We start from the raw sequence: 22,021 nt of genomic DNA, 5'->3' as shown, positions 1-22,021 counted from the left end.
CGTGAAGCTTTTCATTACCCGTCTTGTCCTGAAGTTCCGCAACTTCTCGCAGTGGGCGGTCGCGCAGTTTGCCTTTGGTTTCCTCACGCTGCTGAAGGTCCTCCCGGCTGATCCGGCGGTTAATTTCGCCGACAGGCTGATGCGCTTTGTAGGGCCCAGGACCAAGCGCCACACGCTCATGCTGACCAACCTTCGCAACGCCTTCCCGCAGAAGAGCGAGGTCGAGATCGAGGCGATCGCGATTGGCAGCTGGGGCCATATGGGCCGGCTGCTGGCGGAATATGTTTTCCTCGACCGCCTGTTCGATTTCGATCCGGAAAAGACGGGTGAAGGCCGCATCGAGGTCGCCGGGATCCCGCTCTTCCTTGATCTGCGCGACAATCCGCGCCCGTTCATTATCTTCTCCGCCCATACGGGCAATTTCGAGATCCTGCCGGTAGCCGGCGCCGCCTTCGGGCTTTATGTGACCGTGCTCTTTCGCCCGCCGAACAATCCCTACATTGGCGAGAAGATCTTCGAGTTCCGCGCCAAGCGTATGGGCAAACTCGTGCCGTCGCACGCCGGTTCGTCCTTCGCACTGGCGCGCCAGCTGGAAAAGGGCGGCGGCGTAGGTGTTCTGGTCGACCAGAAGTTCAAGAAGGGCGTGTCTACCAAGTTCTTCGGCCGCGATGTCAAGACCAATCCGCTACTCGCGAAGTTGGCGCGGCAATTCGACTGTGATGTCTACCCCGCGCGCTGCATCCGTCTCCCCGGCAATCGCTTCCGCCTCGAGATCGAGCCGAAGGTCGAGCTTCCGCGCAATGCAGCCGGACAGCTCGATGTCACCGCCACGGCACAACTCCTCAACAATAAGGTCGAATCCTGGGTTCGTGAGTATCCGGAGCAATGGCTCTGGTATCATGACCGCTGGAATATCAAGCGTAAGCTTTAGTCATGGTTGTGGTGACTCCCGCCGGTGCTTGGCCGGCATCAGGCCCGCGCTGAGCCTGACATTCTCCACAAAGAGCCGATCGCACGGAAATTCCCCAGCATTTTGAGGATTGTTGCGGGATGGTGACTTTGATACCCAAAAGTTGGGCGATTGAATGTGAGAATCATTCATGTTAACAGCGGGCATGGGTATTTGGCATCGATGCGCGCATTGGCTGTGTTTCGGCAATTCGATGATTTCTCCTTCGCGTTCCACAGGGCAGTTGTCAAAGTGAAATCAGACCTCTCCTCCCAACCCAACCTGTTGCCGCTGTTCGAGGCGGTTTCGCTGAAGAATTCTCAGCTACAGCAGGCGATCCGGGTCGGTGACGATCGTCTTGTCCGGTTGCTCGACCGCGAACTCGATCCCTTGATTGCCGCGGTTGTCGACTATCACGCCAAAGACGATGCCGAGGTGCATATGCAATTGCGCTTCGTCGGCAATTTGATCCGCGAGGATGCTGATGATCGATCCTGCGTTCAGCGGCACGCGGCCGTGCTGTCCATTCTTCTGGATCGATATTTTGGCGACAGAGGGGATCAGATCGGCCGGGCACCAGGCCTCCCACCGGCGGCCGTCTTTGAAGCTCGGATTGACGGTGAGGACACATACCTCAATGAATCAATTCTGGACAGCATGCCGGATCGTGTCGCAGTGGTCACCCACGACTACCGTTATCTCTATGCGAATCGGGCGCATGCGGAACTGTTGGGGGTGACGCAGCTCGAACTGGTCGGCCGCAATCTGTTTGATTTCATTGACGATGCCAAGGCCGCCCAGGAAATACGTCGCCAACTGGGTTGGTGTCTCTCCGGTGAACGATCGGAAGTTTCTTATTGGTGGCAGGGCGCCGGCGTGGTCGTTGCACTGCAAGGTCGGGCCGCGCCCTTGCGCACGCCGCGCGGCGACGTCATCGGCGCCATCATCACGCTGGTGGGTGAGCGGCGTCAGGCGGGGGGCATCGCAGCCTGAGACAACGGCCAGCGGCGCGCCTCCGCCTTGCCGCAGGGAAAATTGTCGCGCACGAGATACATTGGTCAATTCTGGCTGTTAGACCCGGCATCCTCCGGCAGGCGCAACAGCAGATGTTCGCGCTCGAAGGCGATGTGCCGCCGCATGCCCTCGAAAAAGCCGCGCAACATGTAGCCGACGGCCTCCATGTTCACCTCACTCCCCGAACCAAGCTTCAACAGCGTGTCGGTCAGTTCCTCGGCGAAGCACTCGTCTTCACAATGCTCGAACTTGAGCCGGTCCAGCGTCTCGCGCAGATGTGCGAGGTCCTTGCTGGCGCTTTCGAGCCAGGGAAACAGTATCCTCTCCTCGTAGTGGTGCACACCCTTGATGAGAGGACCCAGAGATTTTGCCGCGTAGATGCATTTTTGCCGATTGATGTGGGCAGGCAGCGAATCGGCGATTTCCTCCAGCTCGCTGCAAAGCGCCAACTGTTCCTCGTGTGCCCGGCGCAGCCAAGCGATTGAGCGCTGGCACGGTTCCGCACCGTGGTTGGCAGTGAACTCATCCGCCGTTGCTTCTGGGTCATTGCGCATCTTTTTCGCCTGCATTGCCTCTTCTCCCGAGTTTACCTCGCGGGACCGAGACTCAAGGAGGCTCCGGCCCAGAAATAGTCTCCCTCCACAGGATGCGCTGTGATGACACATGGTCTTGAGGCTGCAAATCACAGAGGTGGAGAGCTTAAATGCATAGTTCCTCATTCCAGTCCCTGCTTGCATTGATTTGGATCAAGGTGGATTGTGGCGTGGAATGCGAACTCTGCACGTGAGGCGGAGGGAATCCCCAGTGGGGTTTCCGTTCGTGAATGATCAGCAAGCGTTGGGGGATACCAACAATGAATTACACGTTAGAAACTATGGTGATGGCGGTCCTCGCCTTCGCCGCGCTGCTCGGGGTCGCCTTTGCCCACGACAGCCTGTTCGCGACCCATATGTGGGTTGCGTTCTTCGTGCTGACCGCCGGTACGATCATCATGCTTCGCCGCATGAAGTTCGCGCCGGTCAACGTCAAGACAGCCGCGCAGATCAAGTCCGAGTATTTTGACGAAGTGGTCAAATACGGCGTGATCGCCACTGTTTTCTGGGGTGTGGTCGGCTTCCTTGTTGGCGTCGTCGTGGCGTTGCAGCTGGCCTATCCGGATCTCAACATCGAGCCGTGGTTCAATTTCGGCCGCATGCGTCCGCTGCACACCTCCGCCGTCATCTTCGCCTTTGGCGGCAACGCCCTGATCGCCACCTCGTTCTACGTTGTTCAGCGTACCTCGCGCCAGCGCCTGTTCGGCGGTTCGCTTGGTTGGTTCGTATTCTGGGGATATAACCTTTTCATCGTCATGGCCGCCACGGGCTATTTGCTCGGCATCACCCAGAGCCGCGAATATGCGGAACCGGAATGGTATGTCGACATCTGGTTGACGATCGTCTGGGTCGCTTATTTGATCGCCTTCATGGGCACGATCATGACCCGCAGGGAGTTGCATATTTATGTGGCCAACTGGTTCTACCTGGCGTTCATCATCACCATCGCCATGCTCCATATCGTCAACAACCTGGCTGTTCCGGTATCCTTCCTCGGCTCCAAGAGCTACTCGGCCTTCTCCGGCGTCCAGGATGCGCTGACGCAGTGGTGGTATGGCCATAACGCCGTCGGCTTCTTCTTGACCGCCGGCTTCCTCGGAATGATGTATTACTTCGTGCCGAAACAGGCCAACCGTCCGGTCTATTCCTACCGTCTGTCGATCATCCACTTCTGGGCTCTGATCTTCATGTACATCTGGGCCGGCCCGCACCACCTGCACTATACGGCTCTGCCGGACTGGGCTCAGACGCTCGGCATGGTCTTCTCCATCATGCTGTGGATGCCCTCCTGGGGCGGCATGATCAACGGCCTGATGACGCTCTCGGGCGCCTGGGACAAGATCCGTACCGATCCGATCATCCGCATGATGGTCATCGCCATTGCCTTCTACGGCATGTCGACCTTCGAAGGTCCGATGATGTCGATCAAGGCCGTGAACTCGCTCAGTCACTACACCGACTGGACCATTGGTCACGTTCACTCCGGCGCACTCGGCTGGGTTGGCATGATTACCTTTGGCGCCATCTACTATCTGACGCCAAAACTGTGGAACCGTAACCGTCTGTACTCCATGCGCCTGGTCAACTGGCACTTCTGGCTCGCCACCCTCGGCATCGTCGTCTACGCCGCCGTTCTGTGGGTTGCCGGCATCCAGCAGGGTCTGATGTGGCGCGAATACGACAGCCAAGGCTTCCTGGTCTATTCGTTCGCCGAGTCGGTCGCAGCGATGTATCCGTACTACGTGCTGCGTGCAGTCGGCGGTGCCATGTACCTCGTTGGGGGCATCATCATGGCTTACAACGTGCTCATGACGATCCTCGGTTACGAGCGTCAGGAAGCTCCGATCCCCGGCTCCGTTGCCCCCGCCGCCGCCCAGCCGGCTGAATGAGAGGAAGGCTATCCATGTCTATTCTTGATAAACACAAAATCATCGAGAAGAACTCCAGCCTTCTCTTCCTTGGGTCTCTGCTGGTCGTCTCCATCGGCGGCATCGTGGAAATCGCACCGCTCTTCTACCTTGAGAACACCATCGAAAAGGTAGAGGGCATGCGGCCCTACTCGCCGCTCGAGCTGGCCGGTCGCAACATCTACATCCGCGAAGGCTGCTATGTCTGTCACAGCCAGATGATTCGTCCGTTCCGCGACGAAGTGGAACGCTACGGTCACTACTCTCTGGCTGCGGAATCGATGTACGACCATCCGTTCCAGTGGGGTTCGAAGCGTACCGGGCCTGACCTGGCCCGGGTCGGCGACCGTTATTCCAACGAGTGGCACGTCCAGCACCTGACCGAGCCGCGCGATGTCGTGCCGGAATCGATCATGCCGAGCTATGCGTTCCTTAAGACGACGCCGTTGAAGATTTCCAATGTCACGATGGAGCTGAAGGCAAATCGCAGTGTCGGCGTGCCCTATAGCGACGAAATGTTGGAGAACGCCGAAGCGGATCTTGTCGCCCAGGCCGATCCGAACGCGGATACGACCGATCTGCTGGCTCGCTATCCGAAGGCCAAGGTGGGCGATTTCGATGGCAATCCGGCCGCACTGACGGAGATGGACGCACTCGTGGCCTATCTGCAGATGCTCGGCACGCTTGTCGATTTCACCACCTACGACGACGCCACCGGCTATCGCTGAGGAGGAACCCATGGAAACTTATACGGCCATGCGCCACTTCGCGGATAGTTGGGGCCTGTTGGCAATGGCCCTGTTCTTCGTCGGCGTGGTTGTCTTCACCTTCCGGCCCGGTGGCAAGAAATCCGCCGATGACGCGGCAAGCATCCCCCTCAAGGAGGACTAAGAGATGTCTGAGAAACATATTGACGAAATCAGTGGCGTCGAAACCACTGGCCATGAGTGGGATGGTATCCGCGAACTCAACAACCCGATGCCGCGTTGGTGGGTCTGGACCTTCTATGCGACCATTGTCTGGGCGATCGGCTATACGATCGCCTATCCGGCCTGGCCGCTTCTGACGGAGAACACCAAAGGCTTGCTCGGCTATTCCAGCCGCGCTGAGGTTGCGGCTGAACTCAGCGATGCCAAGGCTGCCCAGTCCGTCAACCTGGACAGGATTGCGGAACTCCCGCTCGAGGAGATCGTTGCCGATCCGGTTCTGGCTCAGTTCGCCACCGCCGGTGGCGCCGCGGCCTTCAAGGTCAACTGCTCGCCCTGCCACGGCTCGGGTGCCCAGGGTGGTGTCGGCTATCCCAACCTCAACGACGACGACTGGCTGTGGGGTGGGGATCTCGAATCGATCCGTATCACGCTCGCCCATGGCATTCGCTATGACGGCGATGCTGATACCCGCATCTCGGAAATGCCGGCCTTTGCCGACATACTCGAGCCGGAGCAGATCAGGCAGGTCGCAGCCTATGTTGTCAGCCTGACAGGTACGCCGGCAGACGCAGCCATGGTCGAGCCCGGTGGAACGGTGTTCGCCGAAAACTGCGCCGCCTGTCACGGAGAAGATGCCAAGGGCGGTCGTGATTTCGGCGCGCCGAACCTGGCAGATGCCATCTGGCTGAGAGGCGGTACAGAAGCTGAAATCGCCGAACAGGTTGCCCGTCCGAAGCATGGCGTGATGCCGGCTTGGGGTGCGCGCCTCGGCGACGCCACGGTCAAGCAGTTGGCCGTCTATGTACACTCGCTTGGCGGCGGCGAATAAGCGAAAATGGCGACGGCCCTTTTGGGCCGTCGCATTTCGACCGCAAAGGAATGCCCTGCAATCGACCACGCCAGCGGGCGTGGTTTTTTCGTTGGGTGCCGTCAGGGGAACCCCGAAACGGAATTCGCCCCGCGCAATTCGACCGAGAAAGGCGCGCGAACAGTATTTTATAATGCAAATAGTTCGCATTGCGACGCTTCGCCGCTGCTTGATATAAGTCAAGGTAGAGTATGGTGGCGCATGGGAGAAGAGCCCGAGGAATAGAGGTCCATCGATGAATTTTCAGTCTGAGAACAATAGGGCGGGAGAGCCCGCCGAAGTGGAACGCCACGAGGCCGAGCCAATTATGTCGGCAAAAGTCCGCCGACCGCTCTACGAGGCACGCAAGAAGATTTTTCCGAAGCGGGCCGAAGGGCGTTTCCGCCAGTTCAAGTGGCTGGTCATGCTGGTCACGCTGGGCATATACTATCTGACGCCCTGGCTGCGCTGGGATCGCGGTCCCTATGCACCCGATCAGGCGGTACTCATCGATCTGGCGCACCGGCGCTTCTACTTCTTCTTCATCGAGATTTGGCCGCAGGAGTTCTTCTTTGTAGCCGGCCTCCTTGTGATGGCGGGCTTCGGTCTCTTTCTCATCACTTCCGCGGTAGGCCGCGCCTGGTGCGGTTACACCTGTCCCCAGACAGTGTGGGTCGACCTCTTTCTTGTGGTGGAACGCGCCGTCGAAGGCGACCGCAACGCCCGGATGAAGCTCGAAACGGCCCCATGGACCTTCGACAAGATTTCCAAGCGTGTGGTGAAACACGCGATCTGGCTGGCCATTGCGGTGGCGACCGGTGGTGCATGGATCTTCTACTTCGCCGATGCCCCGAGCCTGGTTGTGGATTTCGTGACCGGCGATGCGCAGCCTGTCGCCTATATCACGGTCGCCGTTTTGACCGCCACGACCTATGTCTTCGGCGGCATCATGCGCGAGCAGGTCTGCATCTACATGTGCCCCTGGCCGCGCATCCAGGCGGCGATGCTGGACGAGAGTTCGCTTGTCGTCACCTATAACGATTGGCGCGGCGAGCCGCGCACCCGCGGTTCGAAGAAGGCGGCGGCAGCCGGGCTATCGGTCGGCGACTGCGTCGACTGCAATGCCTGCGTGGCCGTCTGCCCCATGGGGATCGATATCCGGGACGGCCAGCAGCTTGAGTGCATTACCTGTGCGCTCTGCATCGACGCTTGCGACAGCGTCATGGACAAGGTCGGCAAGCCGCGCGGTCTAATCGCCTATGCGACACTCGATGAGTATCAGGGCAATATGGCGCTCGCGACCAGCAACGGTGCGACACCGATCGATCCCCGCAAGGTCCGCGATGCCGATGGCAAGTTCAGCGACAAGATCCGCCACTTTGATTGGCGAATCATATTCCGCCCGCGCACTCTGCTCTACATGGGCGTGTGGACTGCCGTTGGTATTGGCCTGATCGTCGCTCTGCTGAGCCGGGATCGGCTCGAGGTCAATGTGCTTCATGACCGCAATCCGCAGTATGTGCTCGAATCCGACGGATCGATCCGCAACGGCTACTCGGTCCGTATCTTGAACATGGTGCCGCAACCGCGCAATATCATGGTGTCGCTCGAGGGTATCCCGGACGCGACAATGAAAGTGAATGGCATGACGACCGACGACCCGCGTACGGTCACGGTCGCTGTGGAACCGGACCAGGTGACCACTCTGAAGCTCTTCCTCACCATGCCGGGCGACAAGGTCGCGTGGTCCAGCGAGGACTTCAGCTTCATCGTGACCGACGTCGATGGCCACGAGACCGCGAGATACGAAGCAGTATTCCTTGCCCCGGGAGCAAACAGATGACCACAAAGAGCGAGAAGCCATCCTTTGTCTTCACAGGCTGGCACATGCTGGGGGCGATGCTGCTTTTCTTCGGCACCATCATCACCGTCAACTTCACCATGGCCTATCTTGCGTCATCGACCTGGAGCGGCCTGGTGGTGAAGAATACCTATATTGCCAGTCAGGAGTTCAACGGCAAGGCGGCTGCCATCCGTGACATGCTGGCAACCGGGATCAAGGGGAAGCTTGAGGTCAAAGGACAGCAGATCGGCTACACGCTGACGCTGCCCGGCGAAGAGCCCGTGGCGGCCGAAAAAGTCACCGCGCACTTCAAACGGCCGGTAGGCGAGAAGCAGGATTTCCTTGCGGAGTTGCAACCGGTCGGAGCCGGACGCTACGAGGCAACCGGACCGGTTCTGCCGGGTCACTGGATTGTCGAGGTCATCGCCATCAAGGACGGTAAGACCATCATGCACGAAGCAAACCGCATTGCGGTGATCGGAGAGGCAAAATGAGCTGCTGTGCAGCGGGAACCGAAGGCGCGCTCGACATCGAGCGTGCGGGCCATGCTCTTCCGACTGCGGAAGAGCTCAGGCTCGCGAGCCGGGATCTGGGCGAAGGGCTGTTGCAGACTGATCTCAGCGTTCCCGCCGTGCATTGCGGCACCTGCATCAGCACGATCGAGCGGGCGCTCAAAGCCCGGCCGGAAGTGGAGCGCGCACGGGTCAACCTCTCGACCAAGCGCGTTTCCATCGTCTGGAAGGACAACATGGGCGATGCGCAGACCGACCCGGTCGAATTTGCCCGCGCCATCGCGGCAACCGGCTACGAATCGCATCTTTTCACCGCGGCCGAGCAGGCTTCCGACGCGCTTCGCAATCAGTTGATCCGCGCCGTCGCGGTCTCGGGATTTGCTGCGACCAACATCATGCTGCTCTCGGTTTCCGTCTGGTCGGGTGCGGATGCGTCGACGCGCGACATGTTCCATTGGATCTCGGCGATGATCGCGGCCCCCGCGCTGATCTATGCCGGACGGTTCTTCTACCAGTCAGCCTGGAATGCCCTGCGCCATGGTCGCAGCAATATGGACGTGCCGATCGCGATCGGCATAACGCTCTCCTATTTCATTTCGCTCTGGGAGACGATCCATCACGGTCCACACGCCTATTTCGACGCGACCGCCTCGCTGCTGTTCTTCCTGCTGATCGGCCGCACGCTCGACCACATCATGCGTGATCGCGCTCGCTCGGCGATCAGCGGTCTGGCGAGGCTCTCTCCGCGCGGAGCCATGGTCGTCGACGAAGGCGGTTCGCGCGAATATCGCCCGCTTGAAGATGTGCGTGTGGGAGACAGGGTGGCGGTTGCCGCCGGTGACCGTATCCCCGTCGACGGGGTGATCGTCTCTGGAGCAAGCGACATGGACGTGTCGATCATCAACGGCGAAAGCGCGCCACAGCAGGTCGCCGTTGGCGACGTCGTGCAGGCCGGAACGCTGAGCCTCACGGGTTCGCTGGTCATCAAGGCGACGGCGACGGCGAAGAATTCGTTCCTCGCCGAGGTCATAAACCTGATGGAATCTGCGGAAGGTGGTCGCGCGCGCTACCGCCGGATCGCCGATCGCGCCGCACAGTTTTATTCGCCGGCGGTTCACCTCATCGCGCTTTTCACCTTCTTCGGTTGGGGATTCTACGACGGCGACTGGAAGCATGCGATGTTGGTGTCCGTGGCGGTGCTGATCATTACCTGCCCCTGTGCGCTCGGTCTTGCCGTGCCGGTGGTGCAGGTCGTCGCGGCGGGCCGACTTTTTAAGGCGGGCATCATGGTCAAGGACGGTTCGGCGATGGAGCGCCTGGCTGAAATCGATTCGGTCGCTTTCGACAAGACCGGCACGCTGACGCTTGGCAGGCCGCGGCTCATCGACGCCGCTGGGATCGATGCCGGGGCCTTTGCGATCGCTGCGGGCTTGGCACAGCATTCGCGCCATCCGCTGTCGCAGGCGCTGTGGCGCGCAGCTCCTGTTCCGGCGCGCATGATCGACGCCGTGCGGGAAATCCCCGGTGCCGGTATCGAAGCCGCAAGTCCCGAAGGCATCTATCGGCTCGGCAGCCGCAAGTTCGCTTGCCCCGAAACGTCGGACAAGGCCGGTGACCACGCCTATTCCGAAGTCGTTCTGTCGCTCGGCGGCCGCGAGCTGCAGGCCTTCCGCTTCGAGGATACGCTGCGGCCGGGCGCTGAAAAGGCGATCGCCTTGCTGAAAGGGCAGGGCTTCTCGGTGGGAATCCTTTCAGGCGATCGTACCAGCGTCGTGGCCGAGCTCGCCAAACGCCTCGGCATCGCCAACTGGAAGGCTGAACTCGCGCCGCGTGAGAAGGCAGAGTTCTGTGCCAAGGTTCAGGCCGAAGGACACAAGTTGCTGATGGTCGGCGACGGAATCAATGATGCCCCGGCACTTGCCGCAGCCCATGTCTCGATCGCACCGGCGACGGCAGCCGACGTCGGCCGTCAGGCGGCGGATTTCGTCTTTATGCGGCAGAACCTCGATTCGGTCGCCTTCGCCATTGAGGCTTCGCACCGAGCAGGCCGGCTCATCCGCGAGAATTTCGCGCTGGCGATTGGCTACAACATAATCGCCGTGCCGATCGCCATCCTTGGCTATGCGACTCCGCTGATCGCGGCCGTTGCCATGTCGACCTCATCGATCATTGTGGTCGTCAACGCACTCCGTCTCAATCGGCTCACGCTGAAGGAAGATCCAGGCGCTGGTCAGCCGGCGGTTGGCGGCAGCTTTGCCGCGCCCAACCCAAGGCTCGCCTCATGAACATGTTGATTTACCTCATTCCGATCGCCCTCTTTCTCGGCGGACTGGGGCTCTTTGCCTTTCTCTGGACGCTGAAGAGTGGCCAGTACGAAGATCTCGACGGGGCGGCATGGCGGGTGCTTTCCGACGACGACGACAAGCCGGGGGACTGATTTTCGTCTTGAGAATTGACCTCCGTCAAAACTCTGTGACTTGTCGTCAGTGTTTCAGGATGCCACAACGTCCTCCTTTTCCATTGAAGGCGACGGGGAGCACATGGCGCAACTGGCGGAAATCGGATTGATCGGTCTCGGTGTGATGGGATCGAATTTGGCGCTCAATATCGCCGAGAAGGGCAGCCGTATCGCGGTGTTCAACCGCACGCCGTCGCGCACCCGGCAATTCGTCAGTGAAGCGGGTGCTCTTGGTGCAAACATCATCGGCTGCGAGACGATGGAAGACTTCGTCGCCGCCATCCGCACGCCGCGGCCGATCATCATCATGATCAAGGCCGGCGAACCAGTGGATCAGCAAATCGATGCGCTGAGGCTGCTGCTCTCCGGCGGTGACATCGCGATCGATGCCGGCAATGCCAATTTTCGCGACACCATCGCCCGCTTCGACCGGTTGAAGGATAGTGGGATCACCTTCATCGGCATGGGCGTGTCCGGTGGCGAGGAGGGCGCGCGGCACGGACCGTCGATCATGGTTGGCGGGACCGAGCAATCCTATACCCGCGTCGAAAAGGTCCTGACCTCGATCGCCGCGCGCTACGAGGGCGATCCCTGCTGTGCCTGGTTGGGAGAGGACGGGGCAGGGCATTTCGTCAAGACGATCCACAACGGAATCGAATATGCCGACATGCAGATGATCGCCGAGATCTATGGTATCCTGCGCGACGGCGTCGGCAAGCCGGCGGGCGAAATTGGAGCGATCTTCGGCCAATGGAATAAGGGCCGCCTCAACTCCTATCTGATCGAGATCACCGAAAAGGTTCTGGCGACTACCGATCCCGAAAGCGGCAAGCCGATGGTCGATGTGATCCTCGATCGGGCCGGCCAGAAGGGCACCGGTAAGTGGTCGGTAATCGAAGCCCAGCAGCTGGGCGTGCCGGCCACCGCAATCGAGGCGGCGGTTGCTGCCCGCAGCCTATCGGCGATGAAGACCGAGCGCGAAGCGGCTGAGGTGATCTTCGGGATGCCGCGCTATACCTTTCCGCTGCAAGACAATGCCGCGCTGCTGAAAGACCTGGAACTGGCGCTGTTTGCCGCCAAGATCGGTGCCTATGCCCAAGGCTTTGCCGTCATGGCGGAGGCGTCGCGCGAATTTGGCTGGTCGCTCCCCATGCCGACGATTGCCCGCATCTGGCGCGCTGGTTGCATCATCCGTTCGCAGTTCCTCGACGAAATCACCAAGGCGTTCACCGAGCAACCCGACGTCGCCAACCTGATCGTCACGCCGGCCTTCTCGGCCATGGTGGCCGAAAGCATGCCGGCGCTGCGCCGGATCGTCGCCGCGGCCGTCACTGCTGGCATCCCCGTTCCGGCGCTGTCCTCTGCACTTTCCTATTTCGACGCCTATCGCCAGGCCCGCGGCACGGCCAACCTCATCCAGGCGCAACGTGACTTCTTTGGTGCCCATGGGTTTGACCGTATTGATGGTCTGGATCGTCCGCACGGCCCCTGGGGTGTCGGAAACTGAGGCCCGCGCCTTGCTGCCTGCCATCGCGCCATCCCGGGATTGCTGATTCATCCCGGGATTGGGCGCGTCAGTCGGGTCGGATGGTCTGATCGTCACCGGTCAGGTCGACACGTGCCTTCACGATGGCCAGATCGCCGCGCAGGGCTCTGATCTCGGTCAGCAGTTGGGCGTTGTCGACATGCAGTGACTGCAATTCCGAATCTGTCTGGGCGTCGCTTTCTTCCTGCATGGCGGAGACGATGACGCCGATGAACAGGTTGAGCACCGAATAGGTGCTGAGGACGATAAAGGGGACGAAGAACAGCCATGCATGGGGGTGGGCCTCCATGACCGGCCGAACGATGCCCATCGACCAGCTTTCGAGGGTCATCACCTGAAAGAGCGTGTAGAAGGAAGCGCCAAGGTTGCCGAACCAATCCGGGAAGCTTGCGCCATAGAGATTGGTCGCCATCACCGCCGATACGTAGAAGAGAAGCGTAAGCAAGACGACGATGGACCCCATTCCGGGGAGCGCCGCGATCAGGCCGCCGACGACCCGGCGCAAGGATGGGACCACCGAAATCAGGCGCAGCAGACGAAGGATACGCAGTGCACGCAGGACCTGGAAGGGACCGGTAGCCGGAATGAGCGCGATCGTCACGATCACGACGTCGAACAGGCTCCATGGATCGCGCAGCATTGCGGAGCGAAAGGCGATGAAACGCGCGGCGATTTCGATGACGAAGATCGCCAGAATGATCCTGTCGAGCGCGTTGATCATCGGTCCGACGGCGGCCATGATCGTGGGGTCGGTCGCCATGCCAAGAGTGATGGAGTTGAGGACGATAACGGTAATAATGAACTGTTCCCAACGCTTCGACGTCAGGATCTGCGAAAGATAATGTCTCATGGCGGGGCTCCGAATTCTTGGCGGAGAAAAGTCAGACCTTCCTGGGATCGTCAAGCGCATTGGACCGCATTGCAGCCCAATCCACGGCCCATTTTGGGTGCGTGGCGAAAAAGCCATGCGCGCGCGTCTATTCCCCACGCACCAGCGATCATGGGGAAGAGCCTGTCAGGAGGTGTAGGCCCACGAAGAAAAGGCGCTCAGCCCTTCTTATCCTGCCATACTGGCTGACTGATGCTCTGCAGCAAGGCCGGTTCCACGCCGTCGATCCGCGCGATTACCGCCTTGGCCAGTTCGCGCCCGGCAAGGCGCACATCCTCATACGCCGTGATGATTTCGGGCCGGATCCAGTTGAGGATCGGGATCGACTGCTTGGAGACCAGATCTACGTCGTGCCCGACCCGTTTGCCTGCTGCTTCGATTGCAGCATTGACCGCGATTGTTGCGCTGCCCGACGAACAGACGATGCCGTCCGGCGCATCGTCAGAGCGCATCATTGCCTCGACAATGTCCCGTATTTTTGCGAGGGGCGTGTCGATGTTCACGGGCAGTGGCACCTCCTGGGCCCCGCTCTCCCGTAAACCGGCCACGAAGCCGGCGCGGGTATGGAAATAGTAGGTCAGCTTGCTGGGTGGTTGCAGCAGCGCAAGGCGCCTGCGGCCGCGCGCCACGAGGCGCGCAACCGCCTGGCGGGCAAAGGCCTCGTTGTCGAAATCGTGATAGGGATGCACCATCCCCGCGTCCGTGCGGCCATGGGTGGCAAAGGGAACGTTCTGCTCCATCAGCAGCCGCACCCGCGCGTCGTCCGGCTCGATGCGCGAGATGATCACCCCGTCGGCCGAGCCGGTGTCGAGGATGTAGCGCACCGGCTGCATTGGGTCCTTGCTGTGCGAATGGGGGGTGATGACGATGTGATAGGGTGTGCCCGAAAGCACCTCGGAGATGCCGAAGACCATTTGGCTCGAAAAGCCCATGATCTCCTCGTCAATGCTCAAGACCAGTGCGATTACATTGGTCTTCCCGGTTCGCAGTCTTACACCGGCGCGGTTCGGCTGATAGCCAAGTTGCCGCGCCACCATACGCACCCGCTCCTTGGTGTCGGCGCCGATGTCAGGCGCGTCCTTGAGCGCGCGCGAGACGGTGGTTATGCCGAGCCCCGTCATGAAAGCGATCGTCTTGAGGGTTGGTCGCTCCCGGCTTTCCTTCGTGAGACCTGTTCCGTCCCCCGGTTTGTCCTGATTCATGCTGTCCCCGCCGCTTCCTTGAGCCGCCATTATAGTTGCCCGAGCGGTGGCTGCAAACGCGCGCGAGCATCAATGTGTACCGAACAACAAATCAAATCTGTAACGTTACAGTAAATTTGTCGAGCAGGTTTTTGTGAAGGGAGGTATTCAGTCTGCACGCATAGAGCGAATTGAGCAGGAGGGAGCTGGCGCTACTCCCGATTTGGCCCGGAATTACCGCATTGCACGGAAGATCATGTCGCAGCACGGTAAATTCCGGAAATTATTGCGACAAAATCAGGTTGAGTGGCCTTTCTCATTTCCCGTTTTCAGGGGGCTCTATGCTGCGCCTGCGTGCTGCTTAGGGTGGAAAGCGACGGTTTAGCAAAAAATTAACCTCGCGGAGGTTGCGCCCTTAAATCGATTGTAATAGGTTTTTCCGGCAACGTTTCAGTGAGGGAGGACACTCATGAATTTTCGTAGCGTCGCGGCAGCTTTGGCCGCAAGCGCAGTACTACCGTTTTCCGTAGCCCACTCCGCCGATCTCGAAGTCACCCATTGGTGGACCTCGGGCGGCGAGGCCGCGGCGGTCGCCGAGTTTGCCAAGGCCTTCGATGCCACCGGCAACAAGTGGATCGATGGCGCGATTGCCGGCGCAGGAGGAACGGCACGACCGATCATGGTCAGCCGCATTACCGGTGGCGACCCGATGGCTGCCACCCAGTTCAACCACGGTCGTCAGGCCGAGGAACTGGCACAGTCGGGCCTGATGCGCGACCTGACCGCCGTCGCCGAAAGGGAGAAGTGGAAGGACTTTATCCGTCCGCTGAGCCTGCTGGATTCCTGCACCATCGACGGCAAGATCTATTGCGCGCCGGTCAACATCCATTCCTGGCAGTGGCTGTGGCTTTCGAATGCCGCCTTCGAGAAGGCCGGCGTCGCCGTGCCTAAAAATTGGGACGAGTTCGTGGCCGCGGCCCCGGCGCTCGAAAAGGCCGGCATCCAGCCCCTGGCGGTCGGTGGTCAGCCCTGGCAGGCCAATGGCGCCTTCGGCGTTCTGATGATCGCCATCGGCGGCAAGGATACCTATCTCAAGGTTTTCCAAGACAAAGACGCGGAAGCTGCGGCGGGACCCGATATCGCCAAGGTATTCAAGGCCGCTGACGATGCGCGCCGCATGTCCAAGGGCACCAATGTGCAGGACTGGAACCAGGCGACCAATCTCGTGATTACCGGCAAGGCCGGGGGGCAGATCATGGGAGACTGGGCGCAGGGCGAATTCCAGCTAGCCGGTCAGGTCGCTGGCAAGGACTACACCTGCCTGCCGGGTCTCGGTGTCAACGAGATCATCACGACGGGCGGCGACGCCTTCTACTTCCCGATCCTGAAGGATGAAGAAAAGTCCAAGGCGCAGGAAGTGCTGGCCTCGACGCTGGTCAATCCGGTAACCCAGGTCGCCTTTAACCTGAAGAAGGGTTCCCTGCCGATCCGCGGTGACGTCGATCTGGCGGCTGCCAACGACTGCATGAAGAAGGGCCTCGACATTCTCGACAAGGGCAATGTCCTGATCAGCACCGACCAAATGATGTCCGCCGACAGCCAGAAGCAGATGGAAGACCTGTTCTCCGAGTTCTTCGCCAACCCGTCGATGACGCCGGAGGACGCGCAGAAGCGCTTCACCGATATCATCGCCAGCGCGGATTGATCTACTCCTCCCGGACGCGCCACCGGTCCCGCCTTGGGTGGGGCCGGTGGCTGCAGGGTTGGGTGTCGGGCCTGGCTGTTGAAGGCCGGGTCATGATGCCAATGCGGATCGCGAAGAAAAGGGGAGGGACCCATGAGGACCCAGGTGCGCGCCGGTCGGCCGAACCAATTGCTGCGCAATCTCAATTCTAAGATTGCCTCCATTCCGATGATCCTCACTGCGGTGGTGATCTTCCTCGGCGGAACACTCTGGACCGTCGTCTATTCCTTCACCAATTCCAAGCTTTTGCCGAGGCTTTCCTTCGTCGGCTTCGACCAGTACGAGCGTCTCTGGGCAACGCCGCGTTGGCTGATGGCGATCGAAAATCTTGCCGTCTATGGTATCTTGTCTCTGATTTTCAGCCTCGTGATCGGTTTCTTGTTGGCCGCCCTGATGGACCAGAAGATCCGTTTCGAGAACACCTTCCGGACGATCTTTCTCTATCCCTTCGCCCTTTCCTTTATCGTCACCGGCCTTGTGTGGCAGTGGATCCTCAATCCGGAATTCGGCGTCCAGTCAGTCGTGCGCTCGCTCGGCTGGGAGAGTTTCGCCTTCGATCCGCTCTACAATCCCGACATCGTCATCTACGGCATTCTGATCGCCGCGCTCTGGCAGGGGACGGGGCTGGTCATGTGCCTGATGCTGGCGGGTTTGCGCGGCATCGACGAGGACATCTGGAAGGCGTCGCGGGTTGACGGCATTCCGATGTGGCGGACCTATCTCTTCATCATTATTCCGATGATGCGGCCGGTCTTTGTCACCACGCTGGTCATCATCGCCAGCGGCATCGTCCGCGTCTACGACCTCGTCGTCGCCCAGACGAGCGGTGGCCCGGGCATCGCCTCCGAGGTGCCGGCGAAATACGTCTACGACTACATGTTCCAGGCCCAGAACCTCGGCCAGGGCTTCGCCGCCTCGACCATGATGCTGATCACCGTCGCCATCATTGTCGTCCCTTGGGCCTATCTGGAATTTGGAGGAAAGAAGCGTGGCTAATCCCGCAACACTCAATGCGACGGCCGCCGGCTTCGACGCGGTCTCCGACAGGCTCGGCTCCGGCCCGCGCGGCCGCAAGCCCCGGCGCAGGCTCTCGTCGCGCAATATCATGGTCTATGGCACGTTGTTCGTCGCGGCGCTCTACTATCTGGTGCCGCTCTACGTGATGGTCGTGACCTCGCTCAAGGGCATGCCGGAGATCCGCCTCGGCAACATCTTCTCTCCCCCGATGGAGATCACCTTCGAGCCATGGGTCAAAGCCTGGTCCGAAGCCTGCACCGGGCTGAATTGCGACGGCCTGTCGCGCGGTTTCTGGAATTCGGTGCGGATCACCATTCCCTCCACGATCGTGTCGATCATCATCGCCTCGGTCAACGGATACGCGCTCGCCAACTGGAAGTTCAAGGGCTCGGAGGTCTTCTTCACCATCCTGATCGTCGGCGCCTTCATCCCCTATCAGGTGATGATCTATCCGATCGTCATCGTTCTGCGCGAAATGGGGATCTACGGGACACTGACCGGCCTCGTCATCGTCCACACCATCTTCGGCATGCCGATCCTGACGCTGCTGTTTCGCAACTACTTCGTCTCGCTGCCGGAGGAACTGTTCAAGGCAGCGCGCATCGACGGGGCCGGATTCTGGCAGATCTACGGGCGGATCATGCTGCCCATGTCGCTGCCGATCTTCGTCGTTGCGATGATCCTGCAGATCACCGGCATCTGGAACGACTTCCTGTTCGGCGTCGTGTTCACACGGCCGGAATACTATCCGATGACCGTTCAGCTCAACAACATCGTCAATTCGGTCCAGGGCGTGAAGGAATACAACGTCAACATGGCAGCGACCCTGTTGACCGGTCTCATCCCGCTCATCGTCTATTTCGTATCCGGCCGGCTCTTCGTCCGGGGTATCGCCGCCGGCGCAGTGAAGGGTTAAGTGCTCATGTCCAACAGTGTATCGATCAGGGATCTGTCGCTCTCGTTCGGAGCGGTCACCGTTCTCGAGGACCTGAACCTCGACATTCGCGACGGGGAATTCCTCGTCCTGCTGGGCTCGTCCGGCTGCGGAAAGTCGACGCTTCTCAACTGCATCGCCGGTCTGCTGGAGCCGACCGACGGGCAGATCTTCATCAAGGACAAGAACGTCACCTGGGAAGAGCCGAAGGACCGTGGCATCGGCATGGTCTTCCAGTCCTACGCGCTCTATCCGCAGATGACGGTAGAGAAGAACCTGTCCTTCGGCCTGCGCGTCGCCAAGGTGCCGGAAGACAAGATCCGCGAGAAGGTGGCGCGGGCCGCCGAGATTTTGCAGATCGAGCCGCTCTTGAAGCGCAAGCCGGCCGAACTCTCCGGCGGCCAGCGCCAGCGCGTGGCCATCGGCCGGGCGCTTGTCCGCGACGTCGACGTCTTCCTTTTCGACGAGCCGCTGTCCAACCTCGACGCCAAGCTGCGCTCGGAGCTGCGCGTCGAAATCAAGCGACTGCATCATTCGCTGAAGAACACGATGATCTATGTCACCCACGACCAGATCGAGGCGCTGACGCTCGCCGACCGCATCGCCATCATGAAGAGTGGCGTGATCCAGCAGCTCGACGACCCGATGGTGATCTACAACAGGCCGAAGAACCTGTTCGTCGCCGGCTTCATCGGCTCGCCGTCGATGAATTTTCTGCACGGCGAACTGGTCGAGCGGTCAAACGGCCTCGTCTTCACCACCAACGGCGTCGACTTCTTCCTCGACGGCTACGAGGCCGCCGGGCCGCTTAACCCCGGCGGCAAGGTGGTACTCGGCATTCGCCCGGAACACGTCCTGATCGACGATGAGGTGCCGGCCGGCGCCGAGACCCACGAGGCCGTGGTCGACATCGAGGAACCGATGGGCGCCGACAACCTCTTGTGGCTGAAACATGCCGGCCACGTCATGTCGGTCCGCACCTCCGGCACCCGCCGCTATCGTCCCGGCGCGCGCCTGCGCCTCGGCTTCGACATGTCGGTTGCCTCGCTGTTCGACGCCGTGACGGAGGAGAGGCTTTGATGGACACACGCAGGCCAGAGGGGGCGCTCTTGCTCCGACATGAATGATCCGGATCGACCCATGACGAATGCTCCTGACACTCCCAAGACCATCGACCTCTCCGGCGAATGGCACCTGTCCACCGCCGAGGGCGACCACGGCGCGGCGATAACGCTGCCAGGCGACGTGCATTCGGCCCTTGAGGCCGCCGGCATCATCCCCGACCCCTATTTCGGCCGCAATGAGGAGGCGGTGCAGTGGGTGGCCGAGCATGACTGGACGATTGCGCGGACATTCTTCCTCGATCACGCCGACGGTAGCTGGTACCTCGACATCGACTATCTCGACACGGTCGCCGTGGTCTTCATCAACGATGTGCCGGTGCTCTCCGCCGACAACTGCTTCCGCCGCTACCGGCCGGACGTCTCGGCCGCACTCCAGCCGGGCGAGAACACCATCCGCATCCTGCTGCATTCGTCGATCACTGCCGGCGCCGAGCGCCAGGCGCGCCAGCCCTTCTACATTCCCTATTCGACCAACAATTCGCCGATCGCCAACGGCAACATGCTGCGCAAGCCGCAATGCCATTTCGGCTGGGACTGGAACATCGCGGTGGCGCCGCTTGGCCTCTACGGCACGATTGCGCTGAAGAAGCTCGATCCGGCCCGCATCGAACACCTGGAGACCGAGCAGGTCCATCACGACAACGGCAGCGTCGACCTGCATGTCAAACTCACGCTCCATGCCTTCGAGCCGAGCGTCGTGCCGGTGCATTTCGAATTTGACGGCCTGCGCGAGCGCCTCGATTGCGGCATTCCCGCCGGCGAGACCGTGATCTCCCACATCTTTCATATCGACAAGCCACGCCTCTGGTGGCCGGCCGGCAGCGGCGAGCAGGCGCTCTACACGCTATCCGCCGACATTCCGGGCGAAACGCTGACACGCCGGATCGGCCTTCGCACCATCGCCCTCATCATAGACCCGGACGAGGCCGGCTCGCGCTTCGCCTTCAAGGTCAACGGCCGCGAGATCTTCTGCCGTGGGGCCAACTGGATCCCGGCCGACGCGCTCTTTTCCCGCACCAGCCAGGCAAAGACCGAGGACCTGCTGCAGTCGGCGGTCGCTGCCCATATGAACATGATCCGCGTCTGGGGCGGCGGCTTCTACGAGCAGGACTATTTCTACGACCTATGCGACCGGCTTGGCCTGATGGTCTGGCAGGACTTCATGTTCGCCTGCAATCTCTATCCCTGCACCGATGATTTCCTGTCGAACGTCTCCCAGGAAGTCGACTATCAGGTCCACCGCCTGTCGTCCCATCCGTCGATCGCACTGTGGTGCGGCGACAATGAACTGGTGGGCGCGCTCACCTGGTTCAAGGAGAGCCGCGACAACCGCGATCGTTACCTCGTCGCCTATGATCGCCTGAACCGGGTGATCGAGCAGGGGGTCAAGAAAGCCTATCCTCAGGGTATCTGGTGGCCGTCGAGCCCGGCCTCGGGCTATCTCGACTATGGCGATGCCTGGCATGCCGACGGCTCCGGCGACATGCACTACTGGTCGGTCTGGCACGAGAATAAGAGTTTCGCTAATTACCGAACTATCAAACCGCGCTTTTGCTCGGAATTCGGCTTCCAGTCCTACACCTCGATGCCCGTGATCGAGACCTTCGCCGACAAGGGCGACATGAACATCGCCTCGCCGGTGATCGAACTGCACCAGAAGAATGCCGGCGGCAACGAGCGGATCGCGGGCACCATGTTCCGCTACTTCCGCTTCCCCAAGGATTTTGCCAATTTCGTCTATCTCAGCCAGATCCAGCAGGGCCTGGCGATCGGTACCGCGGTCGACTACTGGCGGTCGCTGAAACCCCATTGCATGGGCACGCTCTACTGGCAGCTCAACGACACCTGGCCGGTCGCCTCCTGGTCGAGCCTCGATTACGGCGGCAGCTGGAAGGCGCTGCACTACATGGCGCGGCGCTTCTTCCAGCCGGTCAATGTCGTCGCCATCCCGAGCGAGGACGGAACGAGCATCCCTTTCTCCATGGTCAACGACACGCTGGAGGAGCTGACCGTCGACATGAACCTCTTTGCCGTCACCCTGGACGGCGAGCGCCTGCCCATCCGTACCGCCACCGGCACATGCCCGCCCGACCGCGCAGCCGAGCTTCTGACCCTCGACGAGACGGAAATCCTGGTCGACGCGCTGCTCGCCTGGAGCTTCATCGCCTCCAACGGCATGAGCGGCGAGGGGCACCTGGCGCTTCAGCCCTACAAGGCCCTGGAACTCCAGCCCTCCGGTCTGGAGACGAGCGTCGCTCCGCTCGCCGACGGAGGGTTCGAGATCACGGTCAGCGCCACCGGCCTCGCGCTCTTCGTCATGCTCGAGGCGGATTGCCCGGGCCGCTATTCCGACAACGCCTTCGATCTTCACGCAGGCATGAGCCGCCGCGTCACCTTTACCCCGGCCACGCCCCTCATGGATGGCCGGGTCCCGCAGTTTCGAACCTACGATCTCCAGAGCTGCCAGCAACTCGGCTGAGGCGATCGCCAGATAAGGACAGGACGTCACGGCGGACCCGCGTCGCACGTCCGAA

General features: G+C 60.8%; 19 protein-coding genes. 16 read left to right on the top strand and 3 right to left on the bottom strand.

The genetic code is table 11. From position 1 onward, the window contains the following. Position 1 precedes the first annotated feature (1 nt). Together ACWPVA_RS06870 and ACWPVA_RS06865 are read left to right on the top strand one after the other, a co-directional pair. Positions 2 to 931, top strand: coding sequence for a lipid A biosynthesis lauroyl acyltransferase (locus tag ACWPVA_RS06870; protein WP_454286975.1), 930 nt, complete (start codon positions 2 to 4; stop codon positions 929 to 931). 201 nt (positions 932 to 1,132) lie between these two features. Then, positions 1,133 to 1,942, top strand: coding sequence for a PAS domain-containing protein (locus ACWPVA_RS06865; RefSeq protein ID WP_454289545.1), 810 nt, complete (start codon positions 1,133 to 1,135; stop codon positions 1,940 to 1,942). A gap of 65 nt (positions 1,943 to 2,007) precedes the next feature. Here ACWPVA_RS06865 and ACWPVA_RS06860 read toward each other — a convergent pair whose 3' ends face one another. Then, on the bottom strand, positions 2,008 to 2,532 hold the full coding sequence (locus ACWPVA_RS06860) for a hemerythrin domain-containing protein (protein ID WP_454286974.1): 525 nt from the start codon (positions 2,530 to 2,532) through the stop codon (positions 2,008 to 2,010). A 284-nt stretch (positions 2,533 to 2,816) separates the two neighbouring features. Between ACWPVA_RS06860 and ccoN the strand changes: the two genes are divergently transcribed. The 9 genes from ccoN (at position 2,817) to gndA (ending at position 12,559) form a co-directional block, all read left to right on the top strand. Next, entirely contained in the window at positions 2,817 to 4,445 is a 1,629-nt protein-coding gene (ccoN, locus tag ACWPVA_RS06855) for a cytochrome-c oxidase, cbb3-type subunit I (RefSeq protein WP_454286973.1), read from the top strand. Between the two features lie 14 nt (positions 4,446 to 4,459). Next, positions 4,460 to 5,191 carry a cytochrome-c oxidase, cbb3-type subunit II gene (ccoO, locus tag ACWPVA_RS06850; RefSeq protein ID WP_454286972.1) on the top strand — a complete coding sequence of 244 codons (732 nt, stop codon included), beginning with the start codon at positions 4,460 to 4,462 and terminating at the stop codon, positions 5,189 to 5,191. 10 nt (positions 5,192 to 5,201) lie between these two features. Then, positions 5,202 to 5,354 carry a cbb3-type cytochrome c oxidase subunit 3 gene (locus ACWPVA_RS06845; RefSeq protein ID WP_454286971.1) on the top strand — a complete coding sequence of 51 codons (153 nt, stop codon included), beginning with the start codon at positions 5,202 to 5,204 and terminating at the stop codon, positions 5,352 to 5,354. A 3-nt stretch (positions 5,355 to 5,357) separates the two neighbouring features. Then, the gene (gene ccoP / locus ACWPVA_RS06840) at positions 5,358 to 6,221 is read left to right on the top strand and encodes a cytochrome-c oxidase, cbb3-type subunit III (protein WP_454286970.1); all 864 of its coding nucleotides are present in this window, start codon (positions 5,358 to 5,360) and stop codon (positions 6,219 to 6,221) included. Between the two features lie 274 nt (positions 6,222 to 6,495). Then, positions 6,496 to 8,082 (top strand): cytochrome c oxidase accessory protein CcoG, encoded by a 1,587-nt coding sequence (gene ccoG, locus ACWPVA_RS06835; RefSeq protein ID WP_454286969.1) that lies wholly within the window; start codon positions 6,496 to 6,498, stop codon positions 8,080 to 8,082. Then, positions 8,079 to 8,576: a FixH family protein gene (locus ACWPVA_RS06830; protein ID WP_454286968.1), complete on the top strand. Its 498-nt coding sequence runs from the start codon at positions 8,079 to 8,081 to the stop codon at positions 8,574 to 8,576. The genes ccoG and ACWPVA_RS06830 overlap by 4 nt, the downstream gene beginning before the upstream one ends. Continuing rightward, the gene (locus ACWPVA_RS06825) at positions 8,573 to 10,879 is read left to right on the top strand and encodes a cation-translocating P-type ATPase (protein ID WP_454286967.1); all 2,307 of its coding nucleotides are present in this window, start codon (positions 8,573 to 8,575) and stop codon (positions 10,877 to 10,879) included. The genes ACWPVA_RS06830 and ACWPVA_RS06825 overlap by 4 nt, the downstream gene beginning before the upstream one ends. Next, entirely contained in the window at positions 10,876 to 11,031 is a 156-nt protein-coding gene (gene ccoS / locus ACWPVA_RS06820; RefSeq protein ID WP_454286966.1) for a cbb3-type cytochrome oxidase assembly protein CcoS, read from the top strand. The genes ACWPVA_RS06825 and ccoS overlap by 4 nt, the downstream gene beginning before the upstream one ends. A 103-nt stretch (positions 11,032 to 11,134) precedes the next feature. Continuing rightward, complete coding sequence (gene gndA / locus ACWPVA_RS06815) at positions 11,135 to 12,559, top strand: NADP-dependent phosphogluconate dehydrogenase (RefSeq protein WP_454286965.1); 1,425 nt, start codon at positions 11,135 to 11,137, stop codon at positions 12,557 to 12,559. Between the two features lie 67 nt (positions 12,560 to 12,626). Here gndA and ACWPVA_RS06810 read toward each other — a convergent pair whose 3' ends face one another. Both ACWPVA_RS06810 and ACWPVA_RS06805 read right to left on the bottom strand, forming a co-directional pair. Continuing rightward, complete coding sequence (locus tag ACWPVA_RS06810) at positions 12,627 to 13,448, bottom strand: ion transporter (RefSeq protein ID WP_454286964.1); 822 nt, start codon at positions 13,446 to 13,448, stop codon at positions 12,627 to 12,629. Positions 13,449 to 13,645: 197 nt separating this feature from the next. Then, positions 13,646 to 14,689 carry a LacI family transcriptional regulator gene (locus ACWPVA_RS06805; RefSeq protein ID WP_454286963.1) on the bottom strand — a complete coding sequence of 348 codons (1,044 nt, stop codon included), beginning with the start codon at positions 14,687 to 14,689 and terminating at the stop codon, positions 13,646 to 13,648. Between the two features lie 448 nt (positions 14,690 to 15,137). Between ACWPVA_RS06805 and ACWPVA_RS06800 the strand changes: the two genes are divergently transcribed. The 5 genes from ACWPVA_RS06800 (at position 15,138) to ACWPVA_RS06780 (ending at position 21,966) form a co-directional block, all read left to right on the top strand. Then, positions 15,138 to 16,373, top strand: a complete 1,236-nt coding sequence (locus tag ACWPVA_RS06800) for an ABC transporter substrate-binding protein (RefSeq protein ID WP_454286962.1) — start codon at positions 15,138 to 15,140, stop codon at positions 16,371 to 16,373. A gap of 132 nt (positions 16,374 to 16,505) precedes the next feature. Then, positions 16,506 to 17,408 (top strand): carbohydrate ABC transporter permease, encoded by a 903-nt coding sequence (locus ACWPVA_RS06795; protein ID WP_454286961.1) that lies wholly within the window; start codon positions 16,506 to 16,508, stop codon positions 17,406 to 17,408. Continuing rightward, entirely contained in the window at positions 17,401 to 18,345 is a 945-nt protein-coding gene (locus ACWPVA_RS06790; RefSeq protein WP_454286960.1) for a carbohydrate ABC transporter permease, read from the top strand. The genes ACWPVA_RS06795 and ACWPVA_RS06790 overlap by 8 nt, the downstream gene beginning before the upstream one ends. 6 nt (positions 18,346 to 18,351) lie before the next feature. Next, complete coding sequence (locus tag ACWPVA_RS06785; RefSeq protein WP_454286959.1) at positions 18,352 to 19,443, top strand: ABC transporter ATP-binding protein; 1,092 nt, start codon at positions 18,352 to 18,354, stop codon at positions 19,441 to 19,443. A 60-nt stretch (positions 19,444 to 19,503) separates the two neighbouring features. Continuing rightward, complete coding sequence (locus tag ACWPVA_RS06780; RefSeq protein ID WP_454286958.1) at positions 19,504 to 21,966, top strand: beta-mannosidase; 2,463 nt, start codon at positions 19,504 to 19,506, stop codon at positions 21,964 to 21,966. Positions 21,967 to 22,021: the final 55 nt, after the last annotated feature.

The organism is Rhizobium arsenicireducens, from assembly GCF_964021225.1.
The sequence above is the reverse complement of the archived record's forward strand: the minus strand, read 5'-3'. Positions and strand labels throughout refer to the sequence as shown.

Excerpts from the sequence above, each read along its gene's own strand:
- ACWPVA_RS06865 (WP_454289545.1), top strand. The coding sequence starts at position 1,133 with ATGCGCGCATTGGCTGTGTTTCGGCAATTCGATGATTTCTCCTTCGCG.
- ACWPVA_RS06860 (WP_454286974.1), bottom strand. The coding sequence starts at position 2,532 with ATGCAGGCGAAAAAGATGCGCAATGACCCAGAAGCAACGGCGGATGAG.
- ccoN (WP_454286973.1), top strand. The coding sequence starts at position 2,817 with ATGAATTACACGTTAGAAACTATGGTGATGGCGGTCCTCGCCTTCGCC.
- ccoO (WP_454286972.1), top strand. The coding sequence starts at position 4,460 with ATGTCTATTCTTGATAAACACAAAATCATCGAGAAGAACTCCAGCCTT.
- ACWPVA_RS06845 (WP_454286971.1), top strand. The coding sequence starts at position 5,202 with ATGGAAACTTATACGGCCATGCGCCACTTCGCGGATAGTTGGGGCCTG.
- ccoP (WP_454286970.1), top strand. The coding sequence starts at position 5,358 with ATGTCTGAGAAACATATTGACGAAATCAGTGGCGTCGAAACCACTGGC.
- ccoG (WP_454286969.1), top strand. The coding sequence starts at position 6,496 with ATGAATTTTCAGTCTGAGAACAATAGGGCGGGAGAGCCCGCCGAAGTG.
- ACWPVA_RS06830 (WP_454286968.1), top strand. The coding sequence starts at position 8,079 with ATGACCACAAAGAGCGAGAAGCCATCCTTTGTCTTCACAGGCTGGCAC.
- ACWPVA_RS06825 (WP_454286967.1), top strand. The coding sequence starts at position 8,573 with ATGAGCTGCTGTGCAGCGGGAACCGAAGGCGCGCTCGACATCGAGCGT.
- ccoS (WP_454286966.1), top strand. The coding sequence starts at position 10,876 with ATGAACATGTTGATTTACCTCATTCCGATCGCCCTCTTTCTCGGCGGA.
- gndA (WP_454286965.1), top strand. The coding sequence starts at position 11,135 with ATGGCGCAACTGGCGGAAATCGGATTGATCGGTCTCGGTGTGATGGGA.
- ACWPVA_RS06810 (WP_454286964.1), bottom strand. The coding sequence starts at position 13,448 with ATGAGACATTATCTTTCGCAGATCCTGACGTCGAAGCGTTGGGAACAG.
- ACWPVA_RS06805 (WP_454286963.1), bottom strand. The coding sequence starts at position 14,689 with ATGAATCAGGACAAACCGGGGGACGGAACAGGTCTCACGAAGGAAAGC.
- ACWPVA_RS06800 (WP_454286962.1), top strand. The coding sequence starts at position 15,138 with ATGAATTTTCGTAGCGTCGCGGCAGCTTTGGCCGCAAGCGCAGTACTA.
- ACWPVA_RS06795 (WP_454286961.1), top strand. The coding sequence starts at position 16,506 with ATGAGGACCCAGGTGCGCGCCGGTCGGCCGAACCAATTGCTGCGCAAT.
- ACWPVA_RS06785 (WP_454286959.1), top strand. The coding sequence starts at position 18,352 with ATGTCCAACAGTGTATCGATCAGGGATCTGTCGCTCTCGTTCGGAGCG.
- ACWPVA_RS06780 (WP_454286958.1), top strand. The coding sequence starts at position 19,504 with ATGACGAATGCTCCTGACACTCCCAAGACCATCGACCTCTCCGGCGAA.